At 60.5% G+C, this 19194-nt stretch carries 16 protein-coding genes; 8 read left to right on the top strand and 8 right to left on the bottom strand.

Annotated features, from left to right (window positions below; genetic code table 11):
- Positions 1-319 precede the first annotated feature (319 nt).
- Positions 320-628 (bottom strand): hypothetical protein, encoded by a 309-nt coding sequence (locus MMB74_RS09845; RefSeq protein ID WP_277428440.1) that lies wholly within the window; start codon positions 626-628, stop codon positions 320-322.
- 522 nt (positions 629-1150) lie between these two features.
- On the opposite strand from MMB74_RS09845, the gene MMB74_RS09840 reads away from it, so the two are divergent.
- Complete coding sequence (locus tag MMB74_RS09840; protein ID WP_277428439.1) at positions 1151-1483, top strand: putative quinol monooxygenase; 333 nt, start codon at positions 1151-1153, stop codon at positions 1481-1483.
- A 318-nt stretch (positions 1484-1801) separates the two neighbouring features.
- Here the strand turns inward: MMB74_RS09840 and MMB74_RS09835 are convergent, their stop codons facing one another.
- The 4 genes from MMB74_RS09835 to MMB74_RS09820 all read right to left on the bottom strand — a co-directional run bounded on the left by MMB74_RS09835 (position 1802) and on the right by MMB74_RS09820 (position 4808).
- Complete coding sequence (locus tag MMB74_RS09835; RefSeq protein ID WP_277428438.1) at positions 1802-2353, bottom strand: hypothetical protein; 552 nt, start codon at positions 2351-2353, stop codon at positions 1802-1804.
- A 141-nt stretch (positions 2354-2494) separates the two neighbouring features.
- Positions 2495-2887: a DUF4440 domain-containing protein gene (locus tag MMB74_RS09830; protein WP_277428437.1), complete on the bottom strand. Its 393-nt coding sequence runs from the start codon at positions 2885-2887 to the stop codon at positions 2495-2497.
- A gap of 137 nt (positions 2888-3024) precedes the next feature.
- Positions 3025-4065 (bottom strand): zinc-dependent alcohol dehydrogenase family protein, encoded by a 1041-nt coding sequence (locus tag MMB74_RS09825; protein WP_277428436.1) that lies wholly within the window; start codon positions 4063-4065, stop codon positions 3025-3027.
- 338 nt (positions 4066-4403) lie between these two features.
- Positions 4404-4808 (bottom strand): VOC family protein, encoded by a 405-nt coding sequence (locus MMB74_RS09820; RefSeq protein ID WP_277428435.1) that lies wholly within the window; start codon positions 4806-4808, stop codon positions 4404-4406.
- Positions 4809-5096: 288 nt separating this feature from the next.
- Between MMB74_RS09820 and MMB74_RS09815 the strand changes: the two genes are divergently transcribed.
- Entirely contained in the window at positions 5097-5924 is an 828-nt protein-coding gene (locus tag MMB74_RS09815; protein ID WP_277428434.1) for an AraC family transcriptional regulator, read from the top strand.
- 76 nt (positions 5925-6000) lie between these two features.
- Positions 6001-6426, top strand: coding sequence for a cupin domain-containing protein (locus MMB74_RS09810; protein WP_277428433.1), 426 nt, complete (start codon positions 6001-6003; stop codon positions 6424-6426).
- Here the strand turns inward: MMB74_RS09810 and eutC are convergent.
- Together eutC and MMB74_RS09800 are read right to left on the bottom strand one after the other, a co-directional pair.
- Positions 6423-7220 (bottom strand): ethanolamine ammonia-lyase subunit EutC, encoded by a 798-nt coding sequence (gene eutC / locus MMB74_RS09805; protein ID WP_277428432.1) that lies wholly within the window; start codon positions 7218-7220, stop codon positions 6423-6425. The two genes, MMB74_RS09810 and eutC, sit on opposite strands and share 4 nt — an antisense overlap.
- A gap of 20 nt (positions 7221-7240) precedes the next feature.
- A complete protein-coding gene (locus MMB74_RS09800) occupies positions 7241-8620 on the bottom strand; it encodes an ethanolamine ammonia-lyase subunit EutB (RefSeq protein WP_277428431.1) in 1380 nt (459 codons plus the stop codon).
- A 384-nt stretch (positions 8621-9004) separates the two neighbouring features.
- On the opposite strand from MMB74_RS09800, the gene MMB74_RS09795 reads away from it, so the two are divergent.
- The 3 genes from MMB74_RS09795 to MMB74_RS09785 are packed head-to-tail and all read left to right on the top strand — an operon-like array spanning position 9005 to position 15384.
- Complete coding sequence (locus MMB74_RS09795) at positions 9005-11734, top strand: type VI secretion system Vgr family protein (RefSeq protein ID WP_277428430.1); 2730 nt, start codon at positions 9005-9007, stop codon at positions 11732-11734.
- A gap of 18 nt (positions 11735-11752) precedes the next feature.
- A complete protein-coding gene (locus MMB74_RS09790; RefSeq protein WP_277428429.1) occupies positions 11753-13915 on the top strand; it encodes a DUF3274 domain-containing protein in 2163 nt (720 codons plus the stop codon).
- A complete protein-coding gene (locus tag MMB74_RS09785) occupies positions 13912-15384 on the top strand; it encodes a virulence factor (RefSeq protein WP_277428428.1) in 1473 nt (490 codons plus the stop codon). The genes MMB74_RS09790 and MMB74_RS09785 overlap by 4 nt, the downstream gene beginning before the upstream one ends.
- A 213-nt stretch (positions 15385-15597) precedes the next feature.
- Here the strand turns inward: MMB74_RS09785 and flgM are convergent, their stop codons facing one another.
- Positions 15598-15909, bottom strand: a complete 312-nt coding sequence (gene flgM, locus MMB74_RS09780) for a flagellar biosynthesis anti-sigma factor FlgM (RefSeq protein WP_277428427.1) — start codon at positions 15907-15909, stop codon at positions 15598-15600.
- Between the two features lie 442 nt (positions 15910-16351).
- Here flgM and MMB74_RS09775 point away from each other — a divergent pair, with 442 nt between their 5' ends.
- Together MMB74_RS09775 and MMB74_RS09770 are read left to right on the top strand one after the other, a co-directional pair.
- Positions 16352-17398 carry an ABC transporter substrate-binding protein gene (locus MMB74_RS09775; RefSeq protein WP_277428426.1) on the top strand — a complete coding sequence of 349 codons (1047 nt, stop codon included), beginning with the start codon at positions 16352-16354 and terminating at the stop codon, positions 17396-17398.
- 61 nt (positions 17399-17459) lie between these two features.
- Positions 17460-19187 (top strand): GMC family oxidoreductase N-terminal domain-containing protein, encoded by a 1728-nt coding sequence (locus MMB74_RS09770; RefSeq protein ID WP_277428625.1) that lies wholly within the window; start codon positions 17460-17462, stop codon positions 19185-19187.
- Positions 19188-19194 lie beyond the last annotated feature (7 nt).

Raw genomic sequence — 19194 nt, 5'->3', positions numbered from 1 at the left:
GGGGCTTAGGGATTTTGGGGAATGTACAACAGTCATAGTGAGATGCGCCCGCAATTCGATGAGACGTCGTATGCGGTTGAGAATCCGGCCTGAAGGCGAGCCCTAGCGCGTACCGTCGGCAAGAGTGCCGTTCGCTACGTGACCCCACGTCATCCGTTGGCGGATCGATGAGCAGTGCTAGGTGAGATACCAGGTTCAAACCTGCCGTCCGGATGTCCGCCCGAACGCAACGGCAAACGACCGCAGATGGCCGCCTCCCGACCGACAATGCCGTCTAGCCGCTCCACAATGCGCTGACGGCATGCGTCGATCCCGGCGGTTACTTTAACGCCCAATACCAGTTGCCAGCATGTTGCCGGTCAACCGTTTCCTGCGATTCGAAAGTGAACATGAGCGTGGCGACGAGAGCATCAGAGCATCCGCGGACGCGAAACACTTCCTTGAACTCCGTCAAAAGTGTTTGGTTTCCGGTCAGCAAGTCACGCTCCGCATCTGTCTTTGTTCGAATCAGGAACCATGTCTGGGTTGGTTCAAGTGCCGTTACGATGCAATCATTCACATGTTGGCGAGAGAGTGCTCGCAGGTCCGCCTCGGCCTGTAGCGCTATCAGGCGAAAACTCACTTCCATAGCTCCTTCACCTCGCCGGACTGCCGGCGGTTGTTCTTGAACGCAGCAGCACTATACGATGCCGGAAGCGTAGATTGTCGGCAATTCAGGCATCTACGCTGGCCGTCCGTTCGTGGCCGATCCCGGAAATGCGGAGCCCGCGGACCATCGCGCGTCGCCGAGTTGGCCCGAACTTCCGGGGCCGACCCACATCTGCCTGTCGAATCCGTTCAAAGTCCGTGGCTGCTTTCAAAGGTGTAACCGCCGCTCGAAGAACGCCGGAGAGATAAGGACAGGGAAGGGCTTCAGTTGAGAGTTGACGAGTCTCCGGCGCGTGAGTTACCTTAACTAAATGCAACGCAAACTGATTCCTTTCGTGACCGGCATTACAACGACGACCATCGGCAATGGTGGGTCGTCCTAGATGCGCACGCAGTAATCTTCGCCGTTGCATATCTTCAAGGGCCCCGCCGGCAAAAGACGGGGCCTTTCGCGTTTGCGGCTCTTCGTCTTTCGTCGGTTTCACATCAGCACGGAGTCGTCATGAGCAAGGCAGATCATCACCGCCGAAATAGTGAGCGCGAAGTAATGCTTGTTATCTCCATTCAAACCATTCCTGGGAAAAGCCACGAGCAAATTGCGGCTTACGAAAAGCTAGCGCCGATTGTGCGTGGCGAACAAGGTTGTCTTCAGTACGATCTTCATCCTGTCGTCGGTGATGACGATAGATTTGTCTTGATCGAGCGCTGGGCATCAATTGAAGCATTGGCAGCACACGACGTGACGCCTCACATGATTGCCGCCGATGCGCACAGTCCGAGCTTCCGAGCGACACCCGCGCAGGTTTTACGACTTGCCGCAGATAGCCTCGCGTAGTCGATCTGGTAACCCAGCTCGCGATCTGGGCTGGCCCAAATGATAGAACGACGGCATACCTGTCGCCGAGCGCACTTCTGATCAAATGTCCATCCTTAGATGCGAGCTGGCCTCCGTACGCTAAGCGGCCAGCGTCGGTGACGAGCGTCGGCATAGGCTCAGAGGAAAGTTCGATATCCCTCTGTCACGAAGGTCCGCTGTTTCGGTGGAATCGACATCCAATTGTTGACAAGATAGCGCAGGCGAACGGCGCTTGTTGGCCGGACTGTGTCTATGCGCGATTCGGCCTCCTGCGTCACGCTACGGTATGTTCGACTATCAATTCACGAGTTGGACGTGCTCCGCGTTGTCAATGCATTCCATGCATTGCTGGCCAAACGGCTGCGCCAGAATACCGCGCTTGAATTCCCCCATGAAGGATGGGCCGTCTTTGCGTGCCTGCGCATGGGCTTTCCACAAGAATCCTCGAATCAGCCTGAACGGTTCGGTTCTGTAGTACACGAACACTTCGAGCGGCACGTCCAGTCCTGGCACCCATCCCTCGATCACGAGAACATCCATCTTTGCACCGTTACTCTGAGTGACGGTTCCCTCTCGTCCAAACGACCATCCCGAGCCGGAGGTAGCCTGATCTCGGGCTGACTGCGCGTTTGCAACTGCTTCGTGTTGCGTCGCAGCGGGATATGGAACCGGTGTGGGAGTTTCGTTATCCCAGTAGACTACGTACGGGACGGTCAACTCGCCGGGCGCCAGAAGATGCTGCACATGAATCGCGTGGCTAAATGCATATCCCATGTAGAACGCCACGCGCTTTTCATCGATCGGCGCTTTCCGCCGTTTTCTGCCAAAAACGTCCCCTAATCGGATCATATACTTCCCGCCTTTTGGTCAATTGCTGGACTGTCGACGATTTGGGTGCAGCCGTGGAATGTCCCTTCATGGCCCGGAAGCGGGCCGCCGTGGTTGCCGATAGCGACCATTCATCTCGACCGAAAGGCGCATTGGATTCCATCACGGAGATTCAACGATCGTTCCCTGATGGAAAAGAATCTTCCAGCCTTCAACAGAACGTCGCCAAAGCGTGGCGCGCCGTGTCGTTCGGGAGCCCTGCAACAATGTATAGGTCAGCAGGTACGTATCGGGCGCGATTTCCTGACAAAAAAAGTCTCGCGTTTCCCAGTTGTCTTCGACCGGGTCAGCGTATCGCTTTTCCAGGGTGTCCAGCACATATGGCCGGCTGTAGATACGTCCCGACGCTCCCACCTCCCAGAAGTTGACGTCCGTCATTAACTCGAAAGCCGCACGGTCGGTTCCGTGCTCTGGCCGATGGAAAATCGGTTCTCGGGACGACAGTTCATCTTGAACCGAAAGAAGCCGGGCGTCGGTGATTCGAGTGGGTTCCATTGCTCGCTTGCCAAGATGAGGGATGCGAGCGCCTATTCTCGGCGATTTACGAGCCTACGTCGAATGACCAAAACTGGCCGACCGCCGTCCGACGCGGCCAGCCGCAATCGTCCTTCAACCTTCCGTCAATCGGCCCTTCAAAACTCCGTGACAACGGTCACGCCTGCAATCTCGAATTTGTCCATGTTCATGAGCGCGTCGATCGATTGCGCGAGATTGATTGTTCGGCCAATCAGTTTCTCGGGCTGCAACTTTCCCGACGCCATCATTGCGAACATGGCGTCATAACGGTGAGCCTGCATGCCGTGGCTACCAAGGATCTCGAGCTCATTCGCAATGACTTTACTCATCGGAATCGCGGGCGTGCTGTGCTCTCCCAGCATGAGACCCACTTGGACATGCTTGCCACGTTTGCGCAGGTTGCCGATCGAATTGAAGCAGGTTGTTGGATGCCCCAAGGCATCCAGCGAAACGTGAGCCCCACCCTTGGTGATTTCTTGGACCGCCTGCACCACGTTATCAACCTGGGTAGCGTTTACGGTCGCGACGGCGCCCAAAGCACGTGCCATATCGAGCTTGTCGTCCGAAATATCGATGGCGATGACATTGGCGCCGATCGCATTGGCGATCATGATGGCCGACAGGCCCACTCCGCCGCAACCATGCACAGCCACCCATTGACCAGCGGACGTCTTTCCTTGGTCCACAACGGCACGGAACGAGGTGACGAAACGGCACCCCAAGCTTGCCGCCGTAGCAAAATCGAGCGTCTCCGGCAGTTCCACCGCGTTCAGGTCAGCCTGATCGATCGAAACGTATTCGGCAAATGACCCCCAATGGGTGAAGCCGGGTTGGGATTGCTGATCGCATACCTGCTGATTTCCCGAGTGACACTGCGGGCAAAGACCGCAGCCTGCAACGAACGGAACCGTGACGCGATCTCCCACCCTCCATTTCTTCACATCTTTGCCAACCGCTTGCACGACGCCGGCGAATTCGTGCCCTGGAACATGCGGCAGGCGGATATCCGGATCATGGCCCACCCAGCCATGCCAGTCGCTTCTGCAAACGCCCGTAGCCCTGACCTCGATGACGGCGCCATGCGATTGGGGAGTCGGATCGGCAACGGTTTTCAGTTCTGGCGGTGCGCAAAAAGACTCAAATACGACTGCTTTCATGACGGATATTTCTCCTCTTTGCACTTACGTCGGTTTCGCGAATGAATGCCTCAGTCTATCGGGAGCGAGCGGAAAAAATCATTCACTTTTTCATCGTTGCTCGTAGAATTTCGCCGGACCCGTTCTGCGGGAAGTGAAGATAACGAACAAGCTCCCTCTCACGGGCTGTTGAAACCCATCCTGCAGAGGCCACCCGAGCGGGCAGAGCCATCGTTGAAGTTGAGCGAAGAAGGGTCGCCGAGCGATGCGGCAAAGCGGCGACCTGTCGCGGGTATGGGTTCGGTAGTTCGTTTGTCCCTAGCTGACGCGAAGCGGACCGTCAGCGAGTTCGAAAGCGCTCATGCGTCATCAAGCGTCGGGACATGGCAGGCAACACAGAGTTTATTTCCGTCGGGGTCGCGAAAATACGCGCCGTAGTAGTTCTCGTGATAGTGGGGACGCAGCCCCGGAGGCCCTTCACACGTTCCGCCGCTTTCCAACGCGACCCGGTAGGACGCGCGCACGGCCGCCCTAGAAGCCGCGGCGAAGGCCACCATTTGCCCATTGCCTTGATGATGTGGTTGCCCGTTGAACGGCTTGCATATGACGAAGAAGGGGCGCGTCTCGCCTGCACTGTGCCAACCGGCCCAGGGTCTCTCGCGGTCACAGAATCTCAGCTCGATCCCTAGACTGCCCATCACGGCATCGTAAAAGCGCAAGGCGCGCTCGAAATCGCTAACACCGACAAAGATGTGGGAAAACACGTTTGCTCCTCAGGTTGTTTGGATAAACCGTTGAGCCGCTCGGTATTGGCCCGGTGAGGCGCGGCAGGATTACCGAAAGGTCATATTCATGGATCACGAGCCTCCACAGCGGCGCCGCGAATGCCGTTTCGGAATAGCCAACCTCCGCGCGATTGCCTGCTTGATGGGAACATCATCGTCGCACACGTGGCTCTCCGTGCGACAATTTGACAGCGGCTACGCACCGTGCCGCCACCTAAGCGCCGCGATCCGCGGCGCGACATCTCGGGACATCCAAGGCCACACGTCATGAACCGGAAAGCAACGCTCTTATGTCCCGACTGGGTGAAGCGTGCCGAGCCGATAGAAGGCGTCGAGCGTATCGAAGCGTGGTTTCACGGCAAGGCCTATGCCATGCACCGCCACGACACCTATGCGATTGGCCGCACGCTCGCCGGCGTACAAAGTTTCAGCTATCGGCGCAGTCAGCGAAACAGCCTGCCCGGCAACACAATCGTCCTGCATCCCGACGAGGCTCACGATGGCCAGGCGGGTACGGACGAGGGGTTCCGGTACAGGATGATTTACATTGAACCCGCGCTCTTTCAGGACGTACTCGGCGGACGCGCGCTGCCGTTCTTAGAAGGCGGCGTGACTACCGATTCCCGCCTTGCAGCGGCAACCGCCACGTTGCTGCAACACGTCGGCCATACGCTCGAGCCGATCGAACAGAGCGATGCGCTCGCCGAACTGGCCCACGCGCTTGCCGCCGTTGCCGGCACGCCCGCACGACGCGCGAAAGGCGACTTCATCGCGGCGCGGCGCGCACGCGATTATCTGCACGCGAACTGCGCTCGCGTGGTCACGCTCGACGAACTGGAAGCGGCGACAGGTCGCGATCGCTGGAGCCTGTCGCACGACTTTCGTACGTTCTACGGCACGAGCCCATACCGTTATCTGACGATGCGGCGTCTCGATGCGGCACGCCACATGCTGCTTACCGGCGCTTCGCTGGCCCACGCCGCTGCCGCCGCCGGTTTCGCCGATCAGAGTCACATGACGCGCCACTTCTCGAGGACATTCGGGCTGACGCCGGGGCGCTGGCTCCAGGTCGCGGGCCGCACCCAGCGCGGCTAAAACGCCCACGATCGTTCAATACGGCCGCAGAGAGCGCGTGTACCCTCGACGCATTGGCCCTTTAATGGAGAGAACGATGTCCCAATCCTCGAACCCCACCACCATGCCGGCCGAGCGCGGGCAGTGCCAGGCCCTCGACCTGGTCGGCAAGATCGCGCAAATCGACGGATACTGGCAACCGCGCGTTGTCGCTGAAATGAACGATTATCAGTTTAAGGTCGTAAAGTTAGAAGGCGAGTTCCAGTGGCACCGACATGCCGGCACCGACGAAACATTCATCGTGCTCGAGGGCGAGTTGCGTATCGATTTTCGCGGGGGGCCTTCGGGCGATGGATCGATCGTGCTGCGTGCCGGCCAAATGGCGGTGGTCCCGAAGGGTGTCGAGCACAAGCCCTTTGCAAACGCAGAAGTGAAGCTGCTGCTGATCGAGCCGCGAGGTGTGGTGAACACCGGCGACGGCGCGGCGGGCGAGCGTACTGTCGAGAACGACCAGTGGATTTAAGGCGGCCCCCCGGCCCCATCCCCCGACAGCAGGCTACCGTCCCAAACGCTTTCGTCCTTCAGCGCAATCCCTGTGAGTTGACGCACGCGCGCGGCCTCGGCCAAATGCGCGAGCTTGAAAGCTGCGGCGTCATAGCCCAACCCCTCCGGTCGCACATTCGATATGCAGTTGCGCTGAGCATCGGTGCGTCCGACGCGCGGCTGATAGGTCAAATAAACGCCGAGGCTAGCGGGTGAGCTGAGACCCGGCCGTTCGCCGATCAGCACGGCCACAATATTGGCGTTCATCAATTCGCCGATGGCGTCGCCGATCGCTACACGCGCCTGCGTGGCCACCACGATCGGTCCAATGTGCCAACCCGCCAGCCGCAGGACGGTCCGGTCGATCAGCGGCAGCGCGTGCGATGCGGCCGCTTTGGCTGACAGCCCGTCGGCAATGACGAAGACCAGATCGGGCCGGCCTCGATCCGACGCCGCGTGCTGCGCGAGATGTGCGGCGCTCGGCGCATCGAGCATGCGCCCGAGATCCGGGCGACGCAAATATTGTTCGCGGCATTGCGCCGCGCTGTGCACTTCGATCGAAGCGAGCGCTCGGCTTTCGATTTCGCGTGTCAGCGCTTGCGTCTCGAGTGGCGCATGCACGGCGTCTCGCGCTTGCGCGTGCGCTAGCGTGAACGCAAGCAGCGGCGCGGTGGGCAGGCTCGCGCCGGCGCGCCCGAGGGCGATGCGCGCGTCGGTGAATCGACGCAAGGCGGTCCAAGCGTTTTCCTCGACTGCTTGGATTGGCCTATTCATAGCGCCCCGGCTCTTTCCCGTCATGATTCGATCCAATTGAGACGCAAGGGATTGCCTGATTGATGCTGAATTCGGCCGAACGCGTCGGTAATCTGCATTGCCTCGAGCCAGCCTTCGAACTCCGGCGCGCGCTTCAAATCGAGCAGGCGCCGCACATAAAGTGCATCGTGGAATGAAGTGCTTTGGTAGTTGAGCATGATGTCGTCGGCGCCGGGCACGCCCATGATGAAGTTGACGTTGGCGGTCCCGAGCAAGGTCAACAGCGTGTCCATGTCGTCCTGATCTGCTTCGGCGTGATTCGTGTAGCAGATATCGCAGCCCATCGGCACGCCGAGCAGCTTCCCGCAGAAGTGATCTTCAAGCCCCGCGCGGATAATCTGCTTGCCATCGTATAGATACTCCGGGCCGATGAAACCGACGACGGTATTCGTCAGGAGCGGATTGAATTTGCGGGCGACCGCATAGGCCCTGGCCTCGCAGGTCTGCTGGTCGACACCGTGATGCGCGTTCGCAGATAGCGCGCTGCCTTGACCGGTCTCGAAGTACATCACGTTGTTCCCGATCGTGCCGCGGTTCAACGATAGGCCCGCGTCATAGGCCTCGGCCAATAGCGACAACGTGATGCCGAAGCTTGCATTCGCTCTTTCCGTGCCCGCGATCGATTGAAAAATCAAGTCGACGGGCGCGCCGGCTTCGATCGCAGCGAGTGTATTGGTTACGTGCGTCAGCACGCAGGTTTGCGTGGGGACCGCGTACGCTTGGCGGAAATCATCCGTCATCTTGAGCAGCGCCGTAATGGCGGCGAGCGAATCGGAGGCCGGATTGATCCCGATCACCGCATCGCCGCAGCCGTACAACAGACCGTCGATCATCGACGCAGCGATGCCTTTGATGTCGTCGGTTGGGTGGTTCGGCTGAAGACGCACCGATAGATGGCCGGGCAGCCCCACCGTGTTTCTGAAGCGCGTGACCACGGGCCGCTTGCGGGCGGCGAGGATCAGATCTTGGTTGCGCATTAGTTTCGACACCGCGGCGATCATCTCGGGCGTGATCCCGGCGGCGACGCGTTCGAGCGTCGCGCTATCGGTCGTGTCCGCCAACAGCCATTCGCGGAACTCGCCCACGGTCTGATGGGCGACGGGTGCAAAGGCGTCGGCGCTGTGGTCGTCGACGATGAGGCGAGTGACCTCGTCCTCTTCATAGGGGATGACGGCCTCGTCGAGAAATGCTTTGAGCGGCACGGCGGCAAGCGCCATCTTAGCCGCCGCGCGCTCCTCCTCGGAGGCGGCGGCGAGGCCGGCGAGTTCGTCGCCGGAGCGGCGAGGGCTCGCCTTGGCAAGCAGCGTGGCAAGGCCGTCGAAGCAATAGCGACGCGCCCCGATCGTTTCACGAAAGTTCATGCAGGCACCCTCGCTCGCGGTGGAGTGAAAGCACTATACGCCGTTGCTGGTCATGGTTCGTTAACGCTTCCCATTGGGCGGGTTCGCCTTCAAGGAGCGTGTGGCGGCTTGATGAGCTCGCGTTGCTCAACGAATGTGATGTCGCTGGTCACGCCGGGTTTCCGGTCAGCAGTTACCTATGCCGTTGGCGGCAAGCTCGGCTATGCGATTCGTGCCGTCGACGCGTGAGTTCGTCTGAAAATCTTTCGCTTTCTCCCGGTTCATGGCGAGTACGTGTTCAATCACCCGCCAGCACTTTGAGCGAGCGAACACGTCGTGAACTACCCCAGCCTCCCACGCGCGTCATTCGGCCCACTGCGGTCCCAAAGAAAGCGCGCCATCCGTTTGAAGTTCGGCGAGCAACGCGAGCACGCCGAGCAACTCGAGGATCTGCTGCTGCCGCAGCGCGTCGATATTCACGAGAGCCTGTTCGGCGGCATCAACGGCTGCGTGTCGTGCCTCTCGACCAGCGCCGGCATACCGTTGAACGCGGTGATTGGCCTACCCGTATCGGTTCGGTTGCTAACGGACCAAGGCGCCGTGCATGCGATCAACGGAATCGTCGTCGATGCACGCGAGGGCGAGTGCGATGGGTCCTTCGCGGCATACCAACTCCTGATTCAAGATGCGCTGTCTCTCCTGGAACGCCGTACTAATACCCGGGTCTTTCGCCAAATGAGCGCGCTGGACGTCATCCACACGCTTGTCTCGGAGTGGCGGCAAACCAGCACCGTGCTCGCTGGCGCGTTCTTTCTCGATAGCTCGAAGGTCGATGCGGCGAGGTTTCCCGCACGGGAGCAGGCGGTCCAGTTCGACGAGTCGGACGCTGCGTTCATTCGGCGGCTCTGTCGGCGAGAGGGCATCGGCTGGTTCGTGCGCGCGGGCGAGCGCGGGCAAAAGCAGCCGGGCGCAGCCGGCGACACGGCCCATACGCTGGTGCTTTATGACAGCGCGATCAAGCTGCGTCAGTCGGCGCTGGGCCCGGTTGTGTACCGGCCCGATGCGACCATCGGCGAGCGCGATGCGATCACGTTGCTCTGTACGTCTCGGCAATTGGTGCCGGGGTCGATACGACGCTTTAGTTGGGATTACACGCCAGGTCGGATGGACCGCATCCACGGCGTGACGCGAGTCGACCAGGGCAAGGCGGGCAACGACCTCGGCCAATTGCTGATGGATTCGCGCATCGACGCGCCGCATATCGCCGACTCGTGGGCCGACTACGATCGCATCGGCACGGCGCGCGTGAAGTCGCACGGCACGCGTGCGGTTCGAATCGATGGTGCGAGCGGCGTGCGCAACCTTGCGGTGGGTGAATGGATCGAAGTTACGGGGCAGGGGCCCTTCGATCGTTTGTCGAAAAATCCCCTTCGAATCACGATCACGAGCTTACATCATCGCGCCGAGAACAATCTGCCGAAGGCGTTGAACGAGCGGGCGCAGGCGCTGTTCACGGCGAGCCGGTGGTCGTTCGACGCGCCGCCGGTGTCGGTGGACACGCCCGATCGGCCCACGGTCTTTGGCGATTCGGCGCAAAGCCGATACGAAAACACGTTCAGCGGTGTGCCGCGGGATATGCCGCTTATCCCTTCCTACGATCCGCATGTCGACTTGCCGCGCGTGTATCCGATTCCCGGGATTGTCGTGACCACCGAGGGTGAAGAGATTTATTGCAACGAGCGGGGGCAAATCAAAGTTCAACTGCAGGGGCTGGACGAGAAAGACCACGAGCACGCGAACTGCGTGGGCGCGAGCGGCACCCACAACGACAGTGCTTGGGTGCGGGTGCTCACGGGCTTGGCCGGGGAGGATTTCGGTGAAAACTGGCTGCCGCGCAAAGGGATGGAGGTGCTGCTCGACTTCCTAGGTGGCGACCCCGACAAGATGTATGTGGCCGGCGTGTTCCACAACGGGCCGCATATGCCGGCGACCTTCAGCAATACGGGCGCGCTGCCGGGCAATCGCTATGTGTCGGGGGTGAAGACCCGCGAGGTGAAGGGCAGAAGGTACAACCAACTGCGGCTCGACGATACGCCCGGGCAGATCAGCGTTCAACTGGCGACGGAGCATGCGGCTAGCGAAGTCAATCTCGGGTATTTGACGCATCCGCGAACGAATGGGGTGGGTGAGGCGCGTGGCGAGGGGGCGGAACTGCGCACGGACGCGGCGGCGGCGCTGCGGGCGGCCAAGGGAATCTTGCTGACGACGTACGCGCGCAACAAAGCACAAGGGCATCAGCTCGATCGCGACGAGTTGAACCGATTGCTCGGCGAATGCGTGGAACTGTTCAAGTCACTAGGGGAGTATGCGGGGGGCCATGGAGGGGAGGCTACGGACACAGCGGGGCAGCATGCACTGGCGGAAGCATTCAAAGGCTGGCAAGCGGGAAGCTCGGATGAGCGCAGCTCGTCCAGGGACAGTCCTCACGCGTTGATGGTGTTCGGCGCACAGGCGGGCGCGCTCCACGTGACACCGAAGACTCATCTTACCTACGCGGGGCAGAACATCGATCAGGTGGCGCGCCAACACGTGCAGGTTGCCAGCGGGCAGAAGATCAGTCTGCAGGCCGGTCAAGGGCTCGCCATATTTGCGCAAGCCGATGGCGTCTCGGCGATTGCCAATCACGGCAAAGTCGTGCTCCAAAGCCAAGCTGACGATACCCAAATCGATTCCGCGAAGAACATAAAAATCACGGCGGCAGGCGGCAAGCTCGCGGGTACGGCGAGTGACGAGGTGGTGTTCGTCACGTCTGGCGGCGCCTATCTAAAGCTGCGCGGCGAAAACATCGAATTGGGTTGCCCCGGCAGCTTCACGGTGAAGTCCGCCGTCCATCACTGGGACGGTCCGGCAAGCATGAGCGCGGATCTGCCGAAGTTCGACGCGGGCTGGACGGGACGGGTGCCTCAGTTGATCCGAGCTTCGGATGGTCTGCCTGTTGGTGGATACGAGGGCGAGGTCCTCAAGGCGAGTGGTGACCTGCTCGAAGGGCAATCGGATCCGCAAGGCAAGTTGGCGGGCATCCGCGGCGAGCGCTTCGAACCGCTGGTCGTCAATTTCTTCAAGAACAAGAAGTAAGAAAGCGAGGACCGATCTATGACCGATTCTTCGACTATACCGCGCGTACTCGTAAGCAGCACGCGCGGAATAATGTTGTTCGACCGGGATGCGCCGCTCATTTGCGTGAAGCAAATGCCGTTGCCCGGCATCGTCATCTTCGTGCATGGTGTGAATTCGGACGGCGAATGGTACGCCGCGTCGGAAGAGGGACTGTGTCGCGGCTTGAATGCGCGGCTCGGCCGGAAAGACGACCAACTTAAATATACGGGCATTGCGGCCGGGCAAATCTCGCCGGTGCAATACATCGAGAGCTTAACGGCGGATGGGTATATCAACCCGAAGATGTGGTCGGGGACTTACATCCAGCCGCAAGCGTCGTTTTCGCCAGTGATCCACTTCCGTTGGGGGTACAAGGCCAATAAAGAAGAATTGAAGCGCTACGGGTCGAACATCTTTCTGAACGAGCAAAACTACTGGGGCGGCGGCCCGTTCGCAAATGGCACCTCCAGTCTGCCGGATCTCTGGCACGAAGGCCTGAACGACACGTTGTTTCTATGGATCACCGTGCAGCATTTGAACTCCGTGCCTGCTCGGAAGGTGTATCAATGCCCGCCGCGCGGGTACATGGTCCTCGCCGCGTTGCGCCTCGCTAAGCTGATCGAAGCGATTCGTCGAAAGCAGGCGGATACGCCGATCACAGTGGTTTGTCATAGTCAGGGAAACATGGTTGGGATGGCCGCCGCGTTCCTGGGCGACCGGCTTGCCGAGGTGACCGACGTGTTTGGCGCGAGCGGCAGGTGCGTCGCCGATACGTATGTGCTCTGCAATCCGCCGTATAGCCTTGTGCCGAGTATCGGGACCGATTCATGGGCGCAGCGCGGCATCAAGGATCGGGGTGGCCGCAGAGGACGAGAAAGCTACATGGCGCGCGCCGAGACGCTGAAAGCTTACTTCGAGATCTTGCGTGAACGCGCGGCCCACGAGCCGAATGCGGCGGAACTCGATGAGGAGATGGCGAACTCGCGGACGTCAGCAAGTGGTGGCGCGGCGTACAACGCGGGCGACGATCGCACCGCGCACGGGTTGAACGGACATACTTACGGACGCGTCACGCTCTATTGCTGCCCGCATGATCAAGTCATATCGGCTGAGACCGTCCAAGGCATCGGCTGGCGTGGGTTGAGCGACAAGGAGCGTGCCGATACGAATGCCGATGGTGTGTTTACCCAGCGAGTGTTTTCGTCGGGGTTCGAAGTGGGCAATACCGGTGTGTATTACCACTACTGGGACGACGACTGGCGCAGTGGCAAGAATAAAAAGGAAGGGTTCTGGTTTCCGGCTTCGCCCGCCGTTCGCTTCTCGTTGGATCGCGGTCTGAGGGCGGGCATGAATCCGCTGCCGCAGATCATGACTTTGGCCACTGCGCCGGTGCTGTATTTGGTCAACGTATTCACGCGGATCCCGGTGAATGCTAGCCCCGATCCCGATTGGCGGATCTATATCAATGCGCCTGCATTGAAGACGCCGTTCAAGCCGAAAGCGGTCCGGTTCGGCGCGGTGTCCATCGTCCAGGATGGGGAGCACCGGAGCGATTTCAACGAGGGCTTCGATCCTCCGTCTCAAGCGCTCAACAAAGATAAGGGCAGCGACGGCACGCCGTTGAATCCGAACGATCCCTACGATGCGTGGCAAGGAGAACGACTGGGCACGGTGCAAACCGAGGCGGCGCAGCGGTACGAGGATCATGCGGCGCTGAGGATGCTGGCTCGTCGCGAGAATCGCTCTGACTGGGTGGATAAGGACGGTAACGTCGTAGGTGAAGACGACCCGAGCCGAGCAAGCGTCGAGTACGAATATTGGCGCAAAGACCAGATCAACGCGATCCTCAGGCAGGGCGTCGACAACAACGCGACGAATCACTCGACGATCTTGACCAATGCCGAGCATGCGGAGAAGGCGCTGGCGTATGACGTGGCGATTGGGCTTTGCTACTTGTCGGAGGGGGATCTCGCAGACCTTCGCGTCGCTGCAGATTGGCGATTCGGGAAAAAATTGGATCAGGACGATCCCAGCTACCCGTATGCGGAGTACTTTCGAACCGGCTGGATGAACGGGGATTCGCTTGCGGACTGGGTCAAATCTGACCAGGAGGCGATCATTCCGCCGAAGATCGTTGATCAGCGAGACGGTGTCCTATGAAACTCATTTCTACTTGGCGCCGCCGCTTCGGGCTTGCTGCGCTTGTGATGCTTATCGCGTCGTTTGGTGTTGCGGTGTTGATGTTTTCAGGTGAATCGGCGCATCGTTCATGGAGCGTGAAGGAAGTGATTTTCCAACTCTTTGTGTTTCCTGCTTTGCTGGCCACCGCCGTTCTATGCTTTTCCACTGCTGCAGCTACGCCAACTCGGATGGATGCCGCCAAAGCAGCCGAATCGGAATCGCCATCGCCAGCGACCTCTCAACCATTCGCTGCGCAAGTGGTCGGCGTCGAATGGCTCAATCCGCTGCAGCGTCGAGACTACCCGACGGAGTGGCAACTGCTGTGGACCTTAGGTCTCGTCAAGCCTAATGCAAACGACGACATGGTGCGGACTGATCCGGAAGGGTTTACGTCAATCAAGCCCGTCGCAGGTATCGCGGACGGCCGTCGTGGTAGGGCTACATTCGAGGAGTTCCATCACAAGTACGTAAGGGAATTACTGCAGGTCTTCGGCGATCGCTATGCGATGAACCAAAAGTACTTCTACACAGTCGCATCGACGTGGAAGCACAATTGGCGCGAACTCGCCGGCATCCATATTGAGTATGCGCTTCCTGCCGGTCGGCTCGATGCCGTAGCGGAAGCGAAGTACTTACAGCAGCAGATCATCTCCGATTTCGCGATCGGCAATCCGCACTTCCCCGACCTATGGTCAAAGGACACTCCGCCCAGTGTCAACGTCACCCTCGGCGGCGCCAACGCAGGTTTCGTGTCGTTAAACGCCGCTCTCGATTATCTGAAATCGCATCCTAAGGAAAGCGTCTGGGTGATGAACTGGGACGCACCCAGTTTTCCACCGGAGCACGCGCAGATGAACGAAAACATGACATTGCTCATCCTTGCAGGACCGCAGATGAAGACCGAGCGCGACCCCTTAGCTTGGATCAGCCGAGTGGCAACCGCGAACGTTGACGACTTCGAGCCGAAAGTAGGTACATCCCGCAAAGTGCAAGCCTGGAAGGCCGCGATCGATGCTGCCGCCCTCAACGCAAACATCAAATCATCCGACATTAGTTATGTCATCCACGACGTCGGCCAGGGCAGCGATGTCGTATCCGAGCGCATTGGGGCGCTAGCCCAAACATTGACTGAAACGTTGCCCGACTTCGACTTCCAGAACCAGACCTTCAACATGCCGGCCTTGCTCGGCGAAACAGGTGCGGGCACTGCACTCACTGATATAGCATTGGCAATTGGCCGAGCGAATCATCTCGGGGGACATGTCTTGGTTGCCGGCACAACGGACCCCACCCAACTGAGCGCGGTGATCGTCACACCGCCGGCTCAGTTGATCCCGATCGATGCAGAGCGAAATTGGTTCAGGGCGCGCGGGGAGGGCGATGCATACCTTCCTTGGTGGGGACGCCGGCGCGACGTCTCGTACACGAGGCAAGGGTTCACATACTGAAGAGGGCGGCGCGCAAAGGATTTCGGTCGACCCAAGGCTGACCCCTAAGCGATGGAACTCGCATCGCTGCGCTGCGTCTCGCTGCCTGACGCATCGTCGCGATCCATGCATTGGTCATCGGCAAGGGCGCCAAACTGATCGGCGATCTCGCACCTTAGCGCGACCGTGCAATCGACAAAGACCGGCCCGGGCCTTTGAGATTCCGTCGGGCGCTCAGCCCTTTCTCGTTTGCAGCAGATCTCGGGCAGTGCTGAGCATGCCGTCTGCAATCCGGCCGGGGTCGATCGTGTAACTGCCGTCGCGCAGCGCGGCCTTGATGGATTCGACCTTGGCCGTATCGATGTCGGAGGCGCTCGACGCGCGCAGCGTTGACATCGACGAAAGAATCACTGTCGAGCGCTGCCCATCTGTGTCGTTATGCTCCTGCACGGTGCCGACGGTGTCTTTCGCATCACCATTGCTCGTCGTGCGTTGCGCGTTGTCCTGCGGAATCGGGCGCGTTCTACTGCCGGGTTCGATCTTCATAAGGTCCATTCCCTCCGTGTTGAATGCTTTAACGGTCGAGGGTTTGAAATCTAAACCGCGCTGCGGGGTGCGCGATCGCGCCCGAATTTCAAAATATCCCGCAACGCCTTTTCCGGCGGGCCTCCGGAGGGTTTGAAACAAAGTGAAACAAAGTGTGAGCAACCGCACATAAGGCCTCTGCACGGTCGGAGGACCCGACGGCGACAATCGTCCAAGCCTCGACCGGCTCGCGCATTGGCTCGCCGGTCCGAGGCCGCCGTCGCAAACGGCGAGACATTACATCAAGTCATAGCCGCTCCAACAATTTCGACGTTGTAGCCGAAAAATTGGCTCACTATATTCGAAGCAACCGGATGCCCCGGGGTACGCGCGGGCGGCTGCGCCGATCGGTCGGTCGGCCCTTCCGGGCGATGTTTTCTTTTAACCGCGTCGAGGAAAGGCCGTGATCAAACTGAATAGCTTGTGCCCGGTTGCCATAACACTCTCGCTCGGGTGTGCGTGCGCCGCGCCCGCGTTCGCCGCCGGACAGATAACGTTCGTATCGCAAGGGGGCGCCTACCAAGAGGCGCAGACGAAGGCGATCCTCGATCCGGCCGCGAAGCAACTCGGCATCACCATCAAGCAGGACAGCATTCCCGACGCCTGGCCGCAAATCAAGGCCCAGGGCGCGACGGGCAAGCCGATCTGGGACGTCGTCGATACGCCCATGTCGAACTGTCTGCGCGGCGGCCGCGAGGGCCTCCTGGAAAAGCTCGATTTTTCCAAGATGCCCAATGCGGCGTCGGTGCCGGAAAAATACCGCACGCCGTATTCGGTCGCTTACGAGTTCTATTCGACGGTGATCGGCTACAACAAAAAGACGGTGAAGAAGGTGCCGCAAAGCTGGGCGGATTTCTGGAACGTCAAGGGCTTCCCGGGCACGCGAGCCTTGCGCAACGATCCGCAAACAGTGCTCGAGGCCGCGCTGCTCGCGGACGGCGTGCCGCGCGACAAGCTCTATCCGCTAGACGTCGATCGCGCATTCAAGAAGCTCGCCCAGATCAAGCCCGATATCGCAGTCTGGTGGACCTCCGGCGGCCAATCCGCGCAGTTGCTGCACGACGGCGAGGTCGATATGGAAATGATTTGGAACGGCCGCGCGAGCACGGTCGCGAAAGGCAATCCCGATATCGCCTTCACCTACAACGACGGCATCTTGCAGAACACGCAGTTGTGCGTGCTCAAGAACGCGCCGAATCTGGCCAACGCGATGCGCTTCGTCGACACCGCCGTTTCGCCGGAGTTGCAGGCGAATTTGCCTACTTATATCGACTATGGGCCCGGCAATCCCGCTGCCTACAAGACGGGCAAGATTTCCGCAAAGCGCGCAAGCGAGTTGCCGAGTTCGCCGGAGAATGCGAGCAAGCAAGCCTTGATGTCGGAGGAGTGGTGGGCCTCCGACGCGGGCATTCAGGCGAAGGCGCGTTGGCTCAAGTTCATGCAGCAGTAGCCAGCCAAAGCCGCTTCTATCGCTATCGCTTGTGCATCGCGCTTTCTGCGGCCCCTCGACGGTGTACGACTACTTGATACTCGGCGGCGGCTCGGCCGGCTGCGTGCTTGCCGCGCGGCTCAGCGAGGACGCCGCCCAAACCGTATGCCTCGTCGAAGCGGGCCGCGATCTCACACCCACGTCGATGCCCGACGATATTCGCAGCCGCTATCCGGGCCGCGCCTATCTCGACACGCGCAATATCTGGCGGCATCTGCGCGCACGCATGAGCGAGCCCGCCGCTGAACGCCGCTATGAGCAAGCACGGTTGCTCGGCGGTGGCTCTGCGATCAATGCGCTCATGGCCAATCGCGGCGCGCCCGCCGACTACGACGAATGGGAAACGCTCGGCGCATCCGGTTGGAATTGGGCGAACTGCTTGCCGTATTTCCTTCGGTTGGAAACCGACTGCGACGTCACCGGCCCGCTGCACGGCTCGACCGGCCCACTGCGCGTGCAGCGCGCGAGCCCCGCTCGGCTCTCGCCGTTCGTGCGCGGTGTCATCGGCGCGCTCGAGCGGAGCGGCTTTCCGTTGCGCAGCGATCAGAATGGGCCATGGGAGGACGGCGCGTTCGTCGGCGTAATTGCCGTGAGCGAATCGGGTCAACGGATTCCCACATCGATCTGCTATCTCGATGAAGCGGCTCGCGCGCGGTCGAACTTGACGGTGCGCACCGATGCCCTCGTCGAACGCGTTCGGTTCGATGGGCGTCGAGCTATCGGCGCCGATGTGCGCTTAGCTGACAGTGCATGCGCGACACTGAGCGCGCGTCGCGTCATCATCTGTGCCGGCGCCATCCACAGCCCGGCATTGCTGATGCGCAGCGGTATCGGTCCCGCCCGACAGCTCGCCTCGCTCGGCATTCGCATCGTGGCGGCGAGCGAAGGGGTGGGCCGCAATTTAATGGAGCATCCGTCGATCGCCGTGTCGGCGTTCCTGCCGCGCGAGGCGCGCACGCCTTTCATCGACGAGCATCACGAGCAAGCTATCGTTCGCTACTCGTCGGGCTTGCCCGATACGCCCGCGGGCGATATGCACGGCGCGATCCTGTCACGCTCCGGTTGGCATTCGGTGGGCTACCGGCTCGGCTCGATGTTCTTCTGGGTCAACAAGTCGTATTCGCGCGGCCGCGTGACGCTCGTCTCGTCGCGAACCGAAGATGAACCGAAAGTCGAATTCGCGATGTTGTCGGATGCACGCGATCTCGAACGGCTCAAGGGCGCCGTGCGCTTCGGTGCGGCAACGCTTGCGGACTCGCAACTGGCGGCGCGTCTTGGTCCGCGTTTCGTGACTAGCTACTCGCCGCGCGTCGCGTCGATTGCGCGGCCGGGGACATGGAATGCGATGCAGCGCGGCGCGCTCAGCGCACTGCTCGATGTCGCCGGTCCGATGCGCGCGCGGCTGATCGAGCGAGTCGTGACGCAAGGGATCGGGCTCGACGCGCTGTTGGCCGACGATGATGCGTTGACGCAGTTCGTCAGGCAGTACGTTGGCGGAACGTGGCATCCGTCCGGTACGTGTCGAATGGGCGCGGCGCACGATTCGCTCGCTGTGACGGGTGCTGACGGCTCCGTGCACGGAGTGGGCGGGTTGTATGTATGCGATGCGTCGTTGATGCCATCGATTCCCTGTGCGAACACGAACGTGCCGACCATCATGCTCGCCGAGCGGATTGCAGATAGGCTGCGGGGCCGTTCGGCCCCACATCACGGCTTGCCTGACGGCGATGAGCCGCAGCCCACGGCGTAGGGTTCTC

It is taken from the genome of Trinickia sp. Y13, assembly GCF_029522115.1.
In the GTDB taxonomy this organism is placed as follows: Bacteria; Pseudomonadota; Gammaproteobacteria; order Burkholderiales; family Burkholderiaceae; genus Trinickia.
Note: the sequence above shows the minus strand (reverse complement) of the source record. Positions and strands in the feature narration are given on the sequence as shown.

What these genes read in the sequence shown, in the direction of transcription:
- MMB74_RS09845 (WP_277428440.1), bottom strand. Translation starts at nt 628, where the DNA reads ATGGAAGTGAGTTTTCGCCTGATAGCGCTACAGGCCGAGGCGGACCTG.
- MMB74_RS09840 (WP_277428439.1), top strand. Translation starts at nt 1,151, where the DNA reads ATGAGCAAGGCAGATCATCACCGCCGAAATAGTGAGCGCGAAGTAATG.
- MMB74_RS09835 (WP_277428438.1), bottom strand. Translation starts at nt 2,353, where the DNA reads ATGATCCGATTAGGGGACGTTTTTGGCAGAAAACGGCGGAAAGCGCCG.
- MMB74_RS09830 (WP_277428437.1), bottom strand. Translation starts at nt 2,887, where the DNA reads ATGGAACCCACTCGAATCACCGACGCCCGGCTTCTTTCGGTTCAAGAT.
- MMB74_RS09825 (WP_277428436.1), bottom strand. Translation starts at nt 4,065, where the DNA reads ATGAAAGCAGTCGTATTTGAGTCTTTTTGCGCACCGCCAGAACTGAAA.
- MMB74_RS09815 (WP_277428434.1), top strand. Translation starts at nt 5,097, where the DNA reads ATGAACCGGAAAGCAACGCTCTTATGTCCCGACTGGGTGAAGCGTGCC.
- MMB74_RS09810 (WP_277428433.1), top strand. Translation starts at nt 6,001, where the DNA reads ATGTCCCAATCCTCGAACCCCACCACCATGCCGGCCGAGCGCGGGCAG.
- eutC (WP_277428432.1), bottom strand. Translation starts at nt 7,220, where the DNA reads ATGAATAGGCCAATCCAAGCAGTCGAGGAAAACGCTTGGACCGCCTTG.
- MMB74_RS09800 (WP_277428431.1), bottom strand. Translation starts at nt 8,620, where the DNA reads ATGAACTTTCGTGAAACGATCGGGGCGCGTCGCTATTGCTTCGACGGC.
- MMB74_RS09790 (WP_277428429.1), top strand. Translation starts at nt 11,753, where the DNA reads ATGACCGATTCTTCGACTATACCGCGCGTACTCGTAAGCAGCACGCGC.
- MMB74_RS09785 (WP_277428428.1), top strand. Translation starts at nt 13,912, where the DNA reads ATGAAACTCATTTCTACTTGGCGCCGCCGCTTCGGGCTTGCTGCGCTT.
- flgM (WP_277428427.1), bottom strand. Translation starts at nt 15,909, where the DNA reads ATGAAGATCGAACCCGGCAGTAGAACGCGCCCGATTCCGCAGGACAAC.